The following is a 16,239-nucleotide window of genomic DNA, read 5'->3' as shown; positions in this document are numbered from 1 at the left end:
TTTAAAATCCCAACCTATCATTATCTCGTAAATTTTGCTACGCTTATGCTACGTTTGCTCCTTACAATATAGTTTGAACTACTTCTCAAGGAGCAGATATGAAAAAAATTGCACTCTCATTTGTTGCAAGCTCACTGCTTACTCTTAGCTATGCTAGTGAGGCTACAACACTACAAGAAGCCTTCACAAATGGCAACTTCAAAGGCCATATACGTCTCTTCTATATAGATAGACACTGGCAAGGAAGCATTTCCAAAAAAGATATTAGCGCTTTTGCAACAGGTCTTGATCTTCAATATGAAACTGCTTCTTTTAAGGGAATGAGTTTAGGAGTCGGGCTCTACAGTGACAGTGACTTTGGACTCAATCACTCATTTTCAAGTGGCAAACTCAATACTTCCATTCTTGGCGATAAGGGTGAGGGATACGCTTTTGTAGGAGAGGCTTATCTCAAATACAAAATTGGCAAAACCACATTCAAAGCAGGAAGGCAAAAACTCAATACTCCTCTTGCAGCAGCTGATGATGCAAGAATGATTCCAAGCCTCTTTGAAGCCTATGTATTAACAAATACCGATTTACCAGACACTACGCTTGTAGCAGCGCATGTGACAAAAGAAGCGCCTGGAACATTTTACAATCAGTATCGTATCCCAACACTACCTGCTTTGGCTCTTACAGCAGGATATGGGGCAGGATATCTCAATCCTACGCAAACAGGTGTAGTAGGACACTTTTTGGATATGGGTCGCTACGCAATTGGACAAGATACAGATGGAGTCACTGCAGCAGCAATTATTTATAAAGGAATACAAAACCTTAGCCTTCAAGTCTGGGACTACTATGCACATGACATTCTCAATGCACTCTATATCCAAGCTGACTATAAAATACCACTTCAAGGTAGCATTAAACCTTTTATCGCAGCACAATATATCAATGAACAGGAAGTTGGCGATGAGCTTGCTGGTAAAGTAGATAGCAACTACTTTGCAATCAAGGCTGGTTTAGTATATGGTGCACTCAGTGCATATGCAGCCTACTCTACCACAGATGATAGCACCAATGCAGCACTCAATGGTGGAATTATTACTCCTTGGGGAGGAATGCCAGCATTTACACAAGGTATGGTGACAAGACATCAATTCTTTGCCGATACCGATGCTTGGAAAGTTGCAGCTGCATATAAGTGGAATAATTACGGAGTCAATCTCAAAACTGCCTTTTACTACACCTCATTTGATGTAGGTAAAAACAACTCTTTGGCAACTGATTCAACAGCTTATGCGCACAGCTGGACTGCAACAGAAGCTGGATTTGATTTTATCTACTATCCCAAAGCTGTAAAAAACCTTCAACTTCGATTTCGAGGCAATTTCCCAAGAAAATTTCTTGAAAAGAGTGATGGCAATGATCTTGGCTGGAACGAATTTCGTTTCATCATCAATTACAACTTTTAAGGAGCAGGTATGAAAACAGAAGTTTTAGAAAAACTCAAATCCAATCCCAGACTTTGGGAGCTTGTAGAAAAACGTGAGAAGTTTTCTTGGACTATGGCAATTGTTATGCTCATAGTCTACTACGCTTTTATTCTCACCATTGCTTTTGATCCTTCACTCCTAGGAAAACCTCTCAGTGAAGGAAGCATCACTACAATCGGTATTCCTATCGGGATAGGAATTATTGTTTTTGCGTTTATCCTAACAGGAATTTACGTCAATAAAGCAAACAAAGAGTTTGACACTATCACAAAAGAACTTAAAGAGTCAATTAAGGAGCTGTTATGAAAAAGTGGCTACTTCCATTTATATTTTCTCTCTCGGCATTTGCAGCAGGTGCAGCAGAGGTAAGCGGTAAAAGAGATTTCAACGTCTCTGCTGTGGTTATGTTTTTACTCTTTGTAGCGTTGACACTCTTTATCACCTACTGGGCAGCTAAGAGAACACGCACAGCTAAAGATTTCTATACTGCAGGCGGGGGTATTACCGGTTTTCAAAACGGTCTTGCGATGGCAGGAGATTATATGAGTGCTGCCTCCTTTTTGGGGATTTCGGGGCTTGTGTATCTCAAAGGATATGATGGACTAATCTACTCTATTGGATTTTTGGTTGGCTGGCCTATTGTGCTATTTTTGATAGCAGAAAAACTTAGAAACCTTGGTAAATACACATTTGCAGATGTTGTCTCTTTTCGCCTAAAACCAGGTCCTACAAGAACATTGGCAGCCTTTGGATCTATTGCAACAGTGCTTTTATACCTCATTGCACAGATGGTTGGATCAGGAAAACTGATCCAAGTGCTTTTTGGACTTGACTACGCTTTTGCTGTCATTATTGTTGGAGTTTTGATGATATTATATGTTACATTTGGTGGAATGTTAGCAACTACTTGGGTACAAATCATTAAAGCAGTGCTTTTGTTAGCTGGTGCTACTTTTATGGCATTGGCAGTTATGGCACATTTTGGATTTAGTTTGGAAGAGCTTTTCAAAAAAGCGGTTGCTACCCATCCTGATGGCTTAAAAATCATGTCTCCGGGGGGATTAGTCAAAGATCCAATCTCTGCAATCTCACTTGGTATGGCTTTGATGTTTGGACTTGCTGGTCTGCCACATATTTTAATGCGTTTCTTCACTGTTGCCGATGCAAAAGAGGCACGCAAATCGGTTTTTTATGCAACCGGATTTATTGGATACTTCTATATGCTCACATTCATTATCGGTTTTGGTGCGATTGTCTTTGTCATGACAAATCCAGAATATTTGGGTCCAAATGGCAAAATCTTTGGTGGCAACAACATGGCGGCTATTCATCTAGCACATGCAGTCGGCGGCAACTTCTTCTTAGGATTTATCTCTGCAGTTGCTTTTGCTACTATTTTGGCAGTTGTATCAGGTCTGACACTTGCAGGAGCTTCAGCTATTAGTCACGACCTCTATGCTAGTGTTTTTAAAAAAGGACAGGTAGATGAGATTACAGAGATGAAAGTCTCCAAAATCGCTACACTTGCTATAGGAATTTTGGCAATTTTGCTAGGAATTGCATTTGAAAAACAAAACATCGCTTTCATGGTGGGTCTTGCATTTGCAATTGCGGCAAGTGCCAACTTTCCAGTTCTTTTCTTATCAATGTATTGGAAAGGTCTTACAACAAAAGGAGCATTTCGAGGAGGTCTTCTTGGACTTGTTACTGCTATTGTATTAGTGATTTTAGGACCTACTGTGTGGGTTAGTGTTCTTGGCAACCCTGAGCCAATCTTTCCATATAAATATCCAGCTCTTTTTAGTGTGACAATAGCATTTATTGGTATCTGGTTTTTCAGTAAAATCGACAACTCCCCAGAAGCACAAGAAGAGAGAGAAAAATTTGAAGCGCAATTTATTAGAGCACAAACAGGTATTGGTGCAGAAGGTGCGTCATCTCATTAATTTCAGCCGCTTTTTGCGGCTGCAAAAAGGATAGCAATGGATGAAATAAAAAATTTTTTGAGCACAATTTGCCCTTTTGACATTCTTACTCCTGAAGAAATTGACCAGTTGGTAGCACATACCGATATTGGCTACTATCAAAAGGGCAAGGAGATTGTACTCAATAGATTTTTTATTATTTTCAAAGGAAGTGTTCAAGAGATCCAAGATGATAGAGTCGAAATCTATCATGAAAAAGATTTTTTTGATATTCAAGCGCTACTTGGGAAAAAAGATGCACACTTTGTGGCATTGGAAGAGACGCTTTTGTATGAGATCGATAAAGAGAGCTTTTTAGAAGTTTTTCACAAAAACAGTACATTCAAACAATATTTTTTTCAAACAATTTCTCAAAAAATTGATAAACTCAAAGAGCAAAGAAGTCTTTCACAAGTAGGTGAACTCCTCTCAGCCAAACTAGAAGATATTCCTCTTACACCTCTTTGCAAAGTGGACGCTTCCACTCCCATTAAAGATGCAGTGAAAAATATGCAACACCTTCTGCTTGTGCAAAAAGGGAATCTCGAAGGAGTTGTCACTTCAAGTGATCTTAAAAAAGTGATTCTTAATGCAATCGATTTTAACGCACCAATAGAATCAATTGCAACTTTTCCTGCTGTCACCATAGAGTATAACGATTTTTTATTCAACGCCCTTTTGCTCATGACGAGTAAAAATATCAAACACCTCATTGTCAAAAAAGAAAATCTCACAATAGGAAGTATTGAAATTGGAGATCTTTTAAGCTTCTTTTCCAACCAATCCTATCTTTTGGCACGTAAAATCGAACAGGCAGACTCTATCGAAGATCTCAAAAATGTTACAAATAAGTTTATCCAAATGGTAGATATTTTGTACCACAAAGGCATTAAAACACGCTATTTAGCAAAACTTGTAAGCGAACTTAATGAAAAAGTGTATAAAAAGGTCTATGATCTTTCATTTGGCATAGATGGTACATTTTTGCTTCTTGGCAGCCAAGGAAGAGGTGAGCAGCTTCTTCGAACTGATCAAGACAACGCTTTTATAGTAAATGATCCGGCAGACAAAGAAATTACACTCAAGAAAGCCAAAGAGTTTATAGCGGCTTTGGAGCTTCTTGGCTATCCACGCTGCAAAGGCAATATTATGCTCAATACTCCGCTATGGAATAAAACTTTCAAAGAGTGGGAAGAGACTATACTTAACTGGATCGAAGATCCAAATGAGACCCATTTGATGTATATGAGCATTTTTCTCGATGCTAAAGCAGTCTATGGAAACCATGAGCTACTTGAAAATCTCAAAAAGATAATTTTTAATCAAGTAAGCGACAATGCAGGATTTTTAGCGCAAATGGCGCGACCTGTTATGCAGTTTGAAAATCCACTCAATATGTTTGGTTTTTTTCGCAAAGCACATACAATTGATCTCAAAAAGGGTGGTATTTTTGCAGTAGTTCATGGAGCTAGAATCTTAGCACTGCAATACCATATCCACAATACAAATACAGTTGAGCGACTAAAAGAGATCAGCAATCTTGGCATTTTGGAAAAGAGCTTTGTTACCAATCTCATTGAAAGCTATGAGACACTCAACTCCTTTAGACTCAGAGCTTCACTGCATAATATACAAAAAGGATTAGATGCTACCAATAGCATCGATGTTACAACACTCAATAAACTAGAGCGAGATATATTGAAAGAGAGCTTTAAAACAATAGAAAAATTTAAAGAGTTTTTATCATACCACTATAAACTATCAATGGTGAGCTGATGTTTTGGCAAAAGTGGCTATATAGAGGTGAGTTTAGGTTTCTTTTTGAGCCATACAATGGCGATGAAGTAGTATTTATTGACTGTGAAACAACGGGACTTGATCCAAAAAAGGATGAGATTTTATCTATCGCCTGTTTACCTGTGAAAAAGAATAAAATTTTATTATCCCGTGCACTCTATCTTGAACTTAAACCAAAACAAGATATAAGTGCCCAAAGTATTAAAATTCACCACTTGAGAGCCTGCGATCTACAAAACGCAATGGATCCAAAAGAGGCGATTGAGAGGGTTTTATACTTCATCAAAAATCGCCCTTTAGCTGGGTATTATGTGGAGTTTGATGTAAAGATGATCAGCAAATATACAAAAAAGTTTTTTGGATTTTGTCTTCCCAATAAACAGATAGAGGTTTCAGGACTCTACTACGACTATAAACAAAAAGCGATCCCACAAGGGTTTATCGATTTGAAGTTTGATACAATACTTAAAAGTTTAAATTTACCTAAATTCAAAGCACACAACGCTTTGAGTGACACTATAATGAGTGCAATGATTTATCTTAAACTTACAAAAAGGAGTAAACATGGAACAAACACCCGTTTTTGACCCCACACCAAGGATTAAGGAGCGAGCTAGAATCAACTCAATGGATCAGTATTGGCAGATGGTAAAAGAGGCTGAGAGTGACTATGAAAGGTTTTGGGATAGACTGGCAAAAGAGAAGATTAACTGGCGTGAGCCTTATACAAAAGTGCTCGATGAGAGTGAAGCACCATTTTATAAATGGTTTATTGGCGGAAAACTCAATGTTACTGAGCAGTGTATCGATAGACACTTAGAAACGAAAAAGAACAAAGCTGCAATCATTTGGGAAGGTGAGCCAGGAGATAAAAGAGTTATCACCTATCTTGATCTCTACTATGAAGTCAACCGCTTTGCAAATCTACTGAAAAGCAAATTTGGGATTAAAAAAGGTGATAGAGTCGTTATCTATATGCCAATGATCCCGGAAGCTGCTTTTGCAATGCTTGCATGTGCACGTATTGGGGCAATTCATTCAGTGGTTTTTGGTGGATTTAGTGCTGAAGCTTTAAGAGATAGAATCCAAGATGCTCAGGCAAAACTTGTCATCACTGCTGATGGTGCTTATAGACGTGGTAAGCCTTATATGCTCAAACCCGTTGTGGATGTAGCGCTGGCAAAGGATTGCGAAAGCGTAGAAGCAGTTTTGGTTGTTAGAAGAAACAACGAAGAGATCAAATGGCATGACCATAGAGACTATGACTATAATGAGCTTATTAAAGATATGCCAGCACGCTGCGAACCAGAAATCATGGATAGCGAAGATCCACTCTTTTTGCTCTATACTTCAGGAAGTACTGGCAAACCAAAAGGGGTACAACACTCACAAGCCGGATATATCCTTTGGGCTCAGCTCACTATGGAGTGGGTATTTGATATCAAAGATACAGATACCTACTGGTGTACAGCAGATGTTGGCTGGATTACAGGACACACCTACATCGTCTATGGACCTTTGGCAGCTGGAGCAACTACTATGATGTATGAAGGGGTTCCAGTCTATCCGGATGCTGGTAGATGGTGGAGAATGATCGAAGAGTATCAGGTCAATCAGTTCTACACCGCTCCAACGGCCATTAGACTCCTTCACAAACTTGGTGCAGATGAACCGGACAAGTATGATCTAAGCAGCCTCTACATTTTAGGAACTGTGGGAGAGCCTATCAATCCAGATGCTTGGATGTGGTATTTTGAAAAAGTAGGACGCAGCCAGTGCCCAATCGTTGATACATGGTGGCAGACTGAAACTGGCGGTCACATGATTAGTCCCCTTCCTGGAGCTACTCCCATCAAACCGGGATCTGCAACATTCCCTCTTCCAGGAATCTTTGCTGAAATTATCGATACTGATGGCAACAAAAAAGAGCCAAACGAAAAAGGGTATCTCTGTATCACAAAACCTTGGCCTAGTATGATTCGAACTATCTGGGGAGATCCAGATAGATTTGTCAAAAGTTACTTTGGTACATGTAAAAAAGATGGAAAGCCAGTCTATTTTAGTGGCGATGGAGCAATCTATGATGAAGAGGGATATATCTGGATCACAGGACGTATGGATGATGTTATCAACGTCAGTGGTCACCGCTTAGGAACTGCTGAAATCGAAGCAGCCATTGGTCACCATCCGCGAGTGGCAGAGTGTGCAGTGGTTGGAAAGCCACATGAGGTAAAAGGCGAAAGTGTTTTTGCATTTGTGGTACTCAAAGATGATGAAGGTATTGCTGACGAGATGGAGCTTATCAAAGAGATCAATGAAGTAATCACCAAGGATATCGGACCTTTGGCAAAATGTGACGAGATAGCGTTCGTTCCGGGACTTCCGAAAACAAGAAGCGGTAAGATCATGCGAAGAATCCTCAGAAGCATTGCCAAAGGCGAAGAGATCAAGCAAGATACTTCTACTCTTGAAGATCCAAGCGTTGTAGAAAAAATTATTCAAATTGTTCAAGGATAAGAGATCTCTCTTATCCTTACAATCCACAACTCCCACTGCTGCAACTCCCACCACCAAGATTAAAATCCTCTTCATACCCGCACGCATCACATTTATAAATTACATTGGAAGTGCCGCTACATCCTCCCTTTTTGGAGTTTTTTACATAAATTGCAGGCTCTTCACACTCTGGGCAGATGCCTTGCTGCAGCTTTGAGAGATGCTCCCCTTTATGTTTGATATAGAGGTAATAAGCTAGCACACTCAAAGCTATCAAAATTGTCACAACTATAAACATATACATAGTTACTCTCTTGCAAAGACACTAGAAGTAGAGCAGATAGTTTGGAGCATATATTTTGCATCAAGATTTCCTCTACGATTTGCTTTTTTCCACCACTCAACCGCCTTGTTTTGATCTTTTTCTACTCCCCACCCTTCATAGTACATCATTCCAAGATAGTACATCGCTTCACCATCACCATTTTTAGCCAACTCTTTAAAAAGTGGCAACGCTTCATCAAATTTATCAGCTTCAAAAAGTGCTACTGCTTTTTGTAACATCTACCCTCCTTCTATCTCATGAAAATGGAGTTTCAACCCCTCTTGTGTCATCACAAATCCGCTAATTATAATTTTACCTTCATGCACCATTTTATGGTGTTTTGCACAAAGGGGGATGAGATTATATTTGTGATTTGCTTTGAAATGATCGATAAAACCGGCTTTTGCTTTTGCCTTTGGGGCAATGTGGTGTACTTCCTCTACCGGTGCATTGCAAATAGCACACTTTGTTAAGTATACCTTCTTATTATAGCGGCTCTTCCTTTTTTGCTTCAAAAGCTCTGCTTCACTTTTTTCGCCTGTGAGATTTTTGCGAATACTATATGCATACTCTAAAAATTTCCTATCCACATGAAGCGCTTTTGCAAACTCTAGCCCATACATAGTGCTTCCACTTCCAATTTGTAGCTTCCTATCATACACAAGCCTATCTTTCTCCTCATCATAGTACACACCAAGGTGCAAAAAGACAATATTTGAAAGCTCTGCAATAGCTTTTATGGAGGTGAGTTGGTGCAGATGTGTAGCAAAGATAAAGTAGCTTCCAATTTCACTAAGCCGCTTAATCGCTGCACTTACTATGGAGAGTGCTGAGTAGGTCTCTGTTCCATGGCTTATCTCATCACCAAGTACTAAAGAGTTTGCAGTTGCGCGGTTGAAAATGTTTTTGAGTTCCAACATCTCTATAGCAAAAGTAGAAAGACCTTTGTAGAGATTATCTTTTGAGACTATTCTTGTGAAAATCTTATCTACCAAACTAAAGCGCATAGCAGCTGCTGGTACAAAAAAGCCAGCCTGTGCCATCACAACTGCAATCCCAACACTCTTCATAAGAGAGCTCTTGCCACTTGAGTTTATTCCATAAAGAAGCAAGCCTTTTACCTCTTTGCCACCACTTGCCAAGGTGGTGATATGCTCGTGCTCACTTGAAGGCTCGCCTAGCAAAAGATCATTTGGAACATAGATACCATTTTCTTCCCGTGATTCTATGATTGGATGGCGCAAGGCGATGAACTCTAGCTTTTGCTCTTCGGTAATCGTTGGTCTTGCATAGTTATAGAGTTTTGCAACCTTTGCCCCACTAATTGCAAAGTCAAGCTCTCCTATATAGCTAATGAGGCGCTCAAGCAGTGCACTGTAGCGCAGCTCTATCTCTTCAAGAGCCTCTTCATAACTCTTTTTAACAAGAGCAATAAGCTTTGCTTGTAGTGCAATATACTCTTGCGAGAGGTTATCAATATAGCTATTTGTAAGTTTAACGCTATTTTTCAATCGCTTAATATGAAAATCTTTAAAAAAGTAGTGCTTCCCATCTACTGAGACAAAACTATTAAGGAGTTTTTCTTCAATAAGCTTATAGCGATTTTTTGTAAGGTTAATAAAAAACCCTTCACTCTCTAACCAGCCTAGCGTTACAAAAGATTCATCTTTATCAAAAAAACTTTTTACATGCTGCGTGAAGTGCTCAAGCTTTGCAAAAATATGCGCAATCTGCTCTTCAATGCGATCGATAAAAACATTGATACCTTCATTGAAAATATTTGCTTCAATTTGGTCGCGGCGAAACTTTGCAGTCTCTTCAAGATTGAAAATATGCTCTAACTCTGTGCGAAAGCTATGCAACTCCGTAAAATCAAACTGCGCAAGATCTTGGAGGGTCTCTTCAAGATCTTTGTATATTTTTTCTATTGCATAGAGCGAAGCGTGCAGATAGTTTATCTCAAAAGGATGGAGCTTTTTTAGCTTTATACGGCGCAAAATGCGTTCTATATCATAAACTTGTTTGAGAAGTTTTTCAAACTTTTCATACCGCTCTAGAAATGTTCCTATGAGATCATAGCGTCTTTGCAGCTCATTTGCATCTTGAATAGGATTGAGCAGACGCTCTTTAAGTAGCCTCTTTCCAATTGGTGTGGAGGTTTGATCTATGAGTTTGAGTAGTGTCATCTCTTCAGGATCGCGTGAAATGATATTGAGCTGCTCTAAAGCATTATTGCCAAGATAGACATAGCGTTTATTGCCCAAAAATATTGGACGCATGAGCTTTTGCACTAAAGCAGGATCATGCTCAATGATGAAATCTATTAAAATTGCCAATGCTTCACTGCTGTAGGGATAGCGCTCAAGATCGAGATACTCTATAGGTGAGAGAATGGAGTTGATCGAAAAAATCGAAGCAAAGAGAGAGTTTTGATAATCAATTTTGAGTCGCAAGCGATTGATATTGTAGGTGTAGTGCTCAATTTCAAGATAGTTTTGCACAAATTCTTGATCTACATTCCCATCATAAGTAATAACGATTTCATTTGTTTGATAGGTTTGCAAAAGTGTAAAAATCTCATCAAGTGCAAAAGTTTTATCATCTTTTGTGGAGTAGAGTTGGTTGACATAGCATTTACCGGTAGTGACATCTACAGCTGCATAACCAGCATAGTAACTTCCTCTATTTTGACCAATAATGAGTGAGACAATGAAGTTCTCATTTGGCTCAGCCTGATAGTCAAAATTGGTACCGGGAGAGATAATATTGGCAATATAGCGCTTAACATTTGGGGGTGCACCCTTTTGGCGCACAAGAACGATTGTATATTTTTTACTCTGTACAAGACGGCTAAGATAGCGATCAAGCGCAAAGTTTGGCACTCCTGCCATTAAAGGATTGGCTATAGAGTTTTCGATGATTGATTTGTTTTTGCGCGTGAGCTGGATATTGAGAAACTCTGCAATCTCTTTGGCTTTACCGATTTTTAGCTCATCATTATTGACCTCATACACTTCAAAAAATGATCCTATCTCCATCAAAACAACAGTGTTGCTTCCATACTTTTGCTCAAAGAAGCGTTGCAGCTCAAAATAGATCTCGGTTAAGAGTCGCTTTTTGTCGTTGAGGATCTCATGGAGTCTTGCGAGGTCTTTTTCCAACTACACCCTTTTTTTGTATAATTTTAGCAAAAAAGGCACATAATGGAGCTTTGTGTAGCACTCGATCTCCCCTTGCGTGAGCAAAATCTCACCCTTGCAAAAGAAATCAAAGAGTTCCCTATCTGGCTAAAAGTAGGACTGCGCAGCTATATCCGTGATGGCAAAGAGTTCATCCAAGAACTCAAAGCAATAAATCCTGAGTTTAAAATCTTTGCTGATCTCAAACTCTACGATATCCCCAATACAATGGCAGATGCAGCCGAAGAACTTGCAAAAATTGGCGTTGAAATGTTTAATATTCATGCAAGCGCTGGCAAAGAAGCTATGCAAACAGTTATGCAACGATTGGAACAGTTTTCAAAGAGGCCTCTTGTGCTTGCAGTCACAGTGCTTACATCTTTTAATGAAGAGCAGTTTCGCACTATCTATAATGCTTCTATCGATGGAAAGGCAACGCAATTTGCAAAAGATGCTTTTGAAGCAGGATTAGATGGTGTAGTTTGCAGTGTATATGAGAGCAAAAAAATAAAGCAGATTACTGCTCATAATTTTATTACTCTCACTCCTGGCATTCGTCCCTTTGGCGAAGATGCAGGAGATCAAAAGCGAGTTGCAGACATCACTATGGCAAAAAAAAACCATAGTGACATCATTGTAGTTGGTCGTCCTATCTATAAAGCTAAAAATCCAAAAGAGGTTGTCCAAAAAATATTGACAAAATTGTGAATTTTTTCTATAATGCCAACTCCACAAGGACAGGTGGGTGAGCTGGCTGAAACCACCTCCCTGCTAAGGAGGCGTACCCATTGCGGGTACCGAGGGTTCGAATCCCTCCCTGTCCGCCATGACCCCTAAAACCCCCGTAAAATCGGGCTTTCTAACGACTCAAAATAAAAATTGTCAGCCACTTTTGAGGGTTTTGACTTGCATTTCAGCTTGCAATTTTGAAATTCAATTCTTTCTTTGTGAATCTCGTTCACAATCTTATTGCTTTCAAAGGATTCATCATGAAGAAACCAATCAAATTACCTTTTAAATGTACTTCTCATGGCCTTATTTCAGATATATACTATCAACAAAGAAGAAAATCAAAAGTACGAGGTCACCCAATGCCATCTTACTCAAGAAATGAACTTAAAGAGTGGATATTTAATCAAGCTAAATTTTATAAACTTTATCATGACTGGGTGCAGTCTGGTTTTGTTAGTGATCTCAGACCATCGATTGATAGAATAAACAACGAGAAAGGGTATTCGTTTGATAACATACAGCTTGTCACATGGAAGGAGAATAGAGAAAATTTTTTCAAAGATCTGAAAAACAATAAAAAGAAATATTTCAAAAAGAAACGCAAAAGAGTATTACAAATATCACCAGATGGAAAAGTCATACATGAGTATGATAGCACATATGAAGCAGAAGAGAAAACAGGTATTTCAAATTCAAGTATTTCAAGAGTATGCAGAGGGATAAGAAAAACTGCTGGCGGATACAAATGGGCATATAAGGGCTAAACCGCCTTTGCCCGATTCACCCATCCGTCTTCATACTTCGCAAATCTTTTTGGATTTGACCTCACAAGCTCCTTGTAATACTTGAGTTCCTCAAAGTCATACCCCACATCAAAAAGATCCACATCAAAACTATTCAACGCTTCCAAAGTTTTTGGTCCCACAATTCCATCTACTTTGACCCCAATCAGCTCTTGAGCCTTTTTGATAGCTCTCTCAATCCCTGTATTGACTCCAAATACAAAAATCTCCTCAGCTATTTTTTGGTTCTTCACATCATACAGCTTCGCCCTATTCCAATATTTTTGTCTGTAGATATTCTTCACCTCTTGCAAAGCTTGAGCGTTGTGGCATAGCAATTGCGAGAGCTTTTTTGGATCTTTTTCTATCTCTTGATACTTTGCTAACTCTTTCCATATTTGACTTTTTGGATGTGCTACCTGGTATATCCCCATGAACGTCCAGCCATTCTCGCCATCATTCCAGCGCAAGGCATCCTCACAATTTGACCACTCTAGATGCTGCAGTACTTCAAATGCATGATTGAAATCAGCCATCATCTTCCTTTGCAAATTTTTCATTGTACTCTTCTATTTGCGCATTGAGGTAGTCCAGCGCCTCTTTGAGCGCATCTTTCTCGCTCCTGCACTTCTCAAGCTCTCTCACTATCTTTTCAAAATCACTTGTCTTGAGCACTACCTTTTTGCCACGCATTGCCTGTTTTTTGATTTTTTCAATCTCCATCTATCACCTCATATCGCAATATCAATGGCTTTCTCTTGCTCACATTCACCTCTTTTGTCTGCAATTTTGGGCATGTAGGCTTGATATAGACGGTTCTCACGCGCTCTTTGCAGCTACAACCATCAAGGCAGAACAAGAGTATGAGCGCCAGGAGAGAGATCGATATCACTCTTGTCATATTGTGTGGCATTGAGCTCCTTTTTGAGTGCTTTGTATTTCTCTTCAAATATCTTTGCAGCCTGCTCATCCTTGAGCGCTTCAAGTTTTTTGATGAGATCTTCGAGTATCTTCTTTTTTTGCAGCAATTCTTCTCTTTGTTTTGCTATCTCGTTTTTTTGAGCAGTCAAAGGGCGATAGTGCCAAACGTAGACGAAACCTACCAACGCAATCGCAATGACCGCGCCAAATGTGAGCTTGATATTAACTCTGCTCAAGAACCATCGCAAAAGGCTACTCCACATCATCGCCCTCCAACTTCAAAAGAAACTTTCTCACCCTGTGACCTATCGCTGCTACTGCATCATACTCGGGCAGTTCCTGGCGTGTGCGTATAGAGTAGATATTGCCAAGGATTGAGTAGAGTTCCGAGAGCGCCAAAATATTGATGCCGATATAGAGAATCTTGTCATAGTCCACACCAACTATCTTTGCTGCAATTGCTACTGCTATGGGGATGAGAAGCAATACAAACTTGCTCACTATTCCGTACTTCATCCGTTGTGAGGTGATAGAGATATTGAGTCTGCGGGCTTTTGCAAGACCTGTGATATAGTCCACAACCAAAAGAGCTACAAAAAGCCCTATCATCTCATGATTGAGTCCGAGGTAGGAGAGCGCAGAACCTATCGCCATATATATCGCAAAAAGAATCGCTTTGACTAACCCGATATGTTCATTCATTTGAGATATACCTTTGTAGGACAATCGATGAGAATATATGTGTTGTAGTCTGTGGCTTTGATGATGTGGCAATTCGACGTGTTCACATCGCTCCAAACGAAATATCCCTCTTCGTCCATCCCTTCGAGCTTGTAGATTCTTTTTGTTTTGGCTGAGAGATAGAACCAATCAAACGCACCTTTATCGTAGTGTACAAAGTAGCCATCCACAGTCCAGACTCTGTTTTTGATGGCATCAATCGTGGCATTTTCGTTGAGACTCGGCTCAATCGATCCAAAGAGACTTTTGTACGCAAGCCCCAACACCAATATACCTATGCCAATACCTCGCAGTAGCAGCCTCATAGTGTCTCCTTGATATAGTTTTGAAATTCTCTTTTTTCTCGTTCATAGCTTCTCTTGCAATGACCTTTGCCAAAAAGAAGGTCGATAAATCGCTCAAACCTGCATGCATAGCAATTGCCACGCATACAAAGCAGATGCGTATAGGAACTAATAGTGTAGTCCTCTTGCGAGTAGATGATACTCCCGCCAAGCTGATCGAGCCCCACGGCTATCGTGTGGAGATAGTCGGCAATGCTTTGACCAAAATAGCTCTTGCGTAGAAGATTTGCCAAAAACGCAAAAGGTGAGAGCGTTGCTACACCGATGAGGGCTATTGAGAGAAGGAATATTTGGCGGATCATTCTTGCAGCCCTCCCAAAACTGCATCAACATCAATCGCTTCAACTTCATCGATGGTTTGAGCAGCATTGACTTGATCTTCAAGTTTGTTTTGTAAACCTTGTATGGAAATTATCTGTACTACTTTTTGCCCGATTCTGTTTAATAATTCAACTCTATCAATTCCTCTCGCTTGAGCAAGTGCATCAACGATAGGAGTTGGTGTTGAATTGTCTTTTACCCATTCTCTCCATTCTTCACGTTGGTCTTGAAATGACTCAATCTCATAAGGAGCATATTGTGATTTAATTGAATTAATAAATTGTTGAAACTTATTTTTGATTTCTTTTAATTTTTCTTGTTTTATTTCGTCAAAAGTTTTTGTGGCAGGAGTAATAATATCTTTTTCCCAGTCATCTGCGTCAGGTAAATTTTCTATAAAATCAGCAGTAGCTATTATCACATTTTTTGTTTTTGTATTTTTATATCTTTCTATCATAATTCAACTCCTCGTAAAATTACACAAATACCATTTCCCCCATAGCCACTATAATAACTACTACTACGTTCGCCACCACCTCCTGAACCTAATGACCCTTTTTTATAAGTTTCACTTTTTTGATAATCTCCTATACCACCATCTGCAAACATACTCGCACCTCCTCCTCCGCCACCATTACCTGTACCTCCTTGTCTTATAATAGAAGGTTTAATATAGTCTGTATAAACATTAATGGGCAATGCCATTTTCATTGATTCTCCTTTAGAATTCGATTCTCCGCCATCTGCGCCTTTTATTACATATCCTCCATCACCTGAACCACCAATACCTACTGTATTATTTATACCCCCTCCTCCGCCACCATAAGCAATTAATATGTCACCGAAACTTGAATTTCCGCCAGAATTTCCTACACCTTTAGATCTATTCCCTCCAGCACCAATAGTAATATTATAAGAATCACCTTCAATAAGTTTCATACTTTTAATTACAGTTCCTCCTGCACCACCCCCTTGACAAGTTGCACCATCATTGTACCCAGCTCCACTACCTCCAGCACCCTGTAAAATTATTAAATATATTCCTGTTTTAGTGACAGTAAATGTTCCACTTGATGTAAAATTTTTTTCTAACATCCATTTTGTGCTTAAAATTTTATTAATATCTGTTCCACCAAAACTTGACAATGTGCTCATT

Annotated in this window: 19 protein-coding genes and 1 tRNA gene; 9 read left to right on the top strand and 11 right to left on the bottom strand. The window is 39.4% G+C overall.

The features are described 5' to 3' along the window. The first annotated feature begins 98 nt into the window (after window positions 1-98). Genes JG738_RS03175 through acs form a run of 6 tightly spaced genes read left to right on the top strand, consistent with a single transcriptional unit; the run spans window position 99 to window position 7,759 of the window. Window positions 99-1,460 carry an OprD family outer membrane porin gene (locus JG738_RS03175; protein WP_201338334.1) on the top strand — a complete coding sequence of 454 codons (1,362 nt, stop codon included), beginning with the start codon at window positions 99-101 and terminating at the stop codon, window positions 1,458-1,460. Window positions 1,461-1,469: 9 nt separating this feature from the next. Further along, window positions 1,470-1,787: a DUF485 domain-containing protein gene (locus JG738_RS03170; protein WP_201338333.1), complete on the top strand. Its 318-nt coding sequence runs from the start codon at window positions 1,470-1,472 to the stop codon at window positions 1,785-1,787. Continuing rightward, window positions 1,784-3,427: a cation acetate symporter gene (locus JG738_RS03165; RefSeq protein ID WP_201338332.1), complete on the top strand. Its 1,644-nt coding sequence runs from the start codon at window positions 1,784-1,786 to the stop codon at window positions 3,425-3,427. Before JG738_RS03170 ends, JG738_RS03165 begins: the two co-directional genes overlap by 4 nt. Window positions 3,428-3,463: 36 nt before the next feature. Continuing rightward, entirely contained in the window at window positions 3,464-5,221 is a 1,758-nt protein-coding gene (locus tag JG738_RS03160; RefSeq protein ID WP_201338331.1) for a putative nucleotidyltransferase substrate binding domain-containing protein, read from the top strand. Next, window positions 5,221-5,829 (top strand): 3'-5' exonuclease, encoded by a 609-nt coding sequence (locus JG738_RS03155; RefSeq protein ID WP_201338330.1) that lies wholly within the window; start codon window positions 5,221-5,223, stop codon window positions 5,827-5,829. Before JG738_RS03160 ends, JG738_RS03155 begins: the two co-directional genes overlap by 1 nt. Beyond that, window positions 5,807-7,759 carry an acetate--CoA ligase gene (acs, locus tag JG738_RS03150; RefSeq protein ID WP_201338329.1) on the top strand — a complete coding sequence of 651 codons (1,953 nt, stop codon included), beginning with the start codon at window positions 5,807-5,809 and terminating at the stop codon, window positions 7,757-7,759. The genes JG738_RS03155 and acs overlap by 23 nt, the downstream gene beginning before the upstream one ends. Before the next feature lie 16 nt (window positions 7,760-7,775). Here acs and JG738_RS03145 read toward each other — a convergent pair whose 3' ends face one another. The 3 genes from JG738_RS03145 to JG738_RS03135 are packed head-to-tail and all read right to left on the bottom strand — an operon-like array spanning window position 7,776 to window position 11,224. Continuing rightward, the gene (locus JG738_RS03145; protein ID WP_201338328.1) at window positions 7,776-8,042 is read right to left on the bottom strand and encodes a hypothetical protein; all 267 of its coding nucleotides are present in this window, start codon (window positions 8,040-8,042) and stop codon (window positions 7,776-7,778) included. Between the two features lie 2 nt (window positions 8,043-8,044). Next, the gene (locus JG738_RS03140) at window positions 8,045-8,302 is read right to left on the bottom strand and encodes a tetratricopeptide repeat protein (RefSeq protein WP_084275416.1); all 258 of its coding nucleotides are present in this window, start codon (window positions 8,300-8,302) and stop codon (window positions 8,045-8,047) included. Beyond that, entirely contained in the window at window positions 8,303-11,224 is a 2,922-nt protein-coding gene (locus JG738_RS03135; RefSeq protein ID WP_201338327.1) for a DNA mismatch repair protein, read from the bottom strand. It lies immediately after the preceding gene. 42 nt (window positions 11,225-11,266) lie between these two features. On the opposite strand from JG738_RS03135, the gene pyrF reads away from it, so the two are divergent. From pyrF to JG738_RS03120, 3 genes are all read left to right on the top strand, one after another. Continuing rightward, window positions 11,267-11,950, top strand: a complete 684-nt coding sequence (gene pyrF / locus JG738_RS03130; protein WP_201338326.1) for an orotidine-5'-phosphate decarboxylase — start codon at window positions 11,267-11,269, stop codon at window positions 11,948-11,950. 27 nt (window positions 11,951-11,977) lie between these two features. Next, window positions 11,978-12,069: transfer RNA gene (locus JG738_RS03125), tRNA-Ser, on the top strand. A 162-nt stretch (window positions 12,070-12,231) separates the two neighbouring features. Further along, a complete protein-coding gene (locus JG738_RS03120) occupies window positions 12,232-12,738 on the top strand; it encodes a hypothetical protein (protein WP_201338325.1) in 507 nt (168 codons plus the stop codon). Here JG738_RS03120 and JG738_RS03115 read toward each other — a convergent pair. The 8 genes from JG738_RS03115 to JG738_RS03080 form a co-directional block, all read right to left on the bottom strand. Further along, complete coding sequence (locus JG738_RS03115) at window positions 12,735-13,316, bottom strand: glycoside hydrolase family 108 protein (RefSeq protein WP_201338324.1); 582 nt, start codon at window positions 13,314-13,316, stop codon at window positions 12,735-12,737. The genes JG738_RS03120 and JG738_RS03115 overlap by 4 nt on opposite strands. Further along, on the bottom strand, window positions 13,285-13,479 hold the full coding sequence (locus tag JG738_RS03110) for a hypothetical protein (protein WP_201338323.1): 195 nt from the start codon (window positions 13,477-13,479) through the stop codon (window positions 13,285-13,287). The genes JG738_RS03115 and JG738_RS03110 overlap by 32 nt, the downstream gene beginning before the upstream one ends. Window positions 13,480-13,601: 122 nt before the next feature. Next, window positions 13,602-13,943: a hypothetical protein gene (locus JG738_RS03105; RefSeq protein WP_201338322.1), complete on the bottom strand. Its 342-nt coding sequence runs from the start codon at window positions 13,941-13,943 to the stop codon at window positions 13,602-13,604. Next, window positions 13,930-14,379, bottom strand: a complete 450-nt coding sequence (locus JG738_RS03100) for a phage holin family protein (protein WP_201338321.1) — start codon at window positions 14,377-14,379, stop codon at window positions 13,930-13,932. Before JG738_RS03100 ends, JG738_RS03105 begins: the two co-directional genes overlap by 14 nt. After that, window positions 14,376-14,723 (bottom strand): hypothetical protein, encoded by a 348-nt coding sequence (locus JG738_RS03095; RefSeq protein WP_201338320.1) that lies wholly within the window; start codon window positions 14,721-14,723, stop codon window positions 14,376-14,378. Before JG738_RS03095 ends, JG738_RS03100 begins: the two co-directional genes overlap by 4 nt. Then, a complete protein-coding gene (locus JG738_RS03090) occupies window positions 14,720-15,064 on the bottom strand; it encodes a hypothetical protein (protein ID WP_201338319.1) in 345 nt (114 codons plus the stop codon). Before JG738_RS03090 ends, JG738_RS03095 begins: the two co-directional genes overlap by 4 nt. Next, the gene (locus JG738_RS03085) at window positions 15,061-15,540 is read right to left on the bottom strand and encodes a hypothetical protein (RefSeq protein ID WP_201338318.1); all 480 of its coding nucleotides are present in this window, start codon (window positions 15,538-15,540) and stop codon (window positions 15,061-15,063) included. Before JG738_RS03085 ends, JG738_RS03090 begins: the two co-directional genes overlap by 4 nt. Then, window positions 15,537-16,238, bottom strand: coding sequence for a glycine-rich domain-containing protein (locus tag JG738_RS03080; RefSeq protein WP_201338317.1), 702 nt, complete (start codon window positions 16,236-16,238; stop codon window positions 15,537-15,539). Before JG738_RS03080 ends, JG738_RS03085 begins: the two co-directional genes overlap by 4 nt. Window position 16,239: the final 1 nt, after the last annotated feature.

The sequence above is a fragment of the Nitratiruptor sp. YY08-26 genome (assembly GCF_016593215.1).
GTDB classification, from domain to species: domain Bacteria; phylum Campylobacterota; class Campylobacteria; order Campylobacterales; family Nitratiruptoraceae; genus Nitratiruptor; species Nitratiruptor tergarcus.
This window is presented reverse-complemented; position numbering and strand designations above follow the sequence as displayed.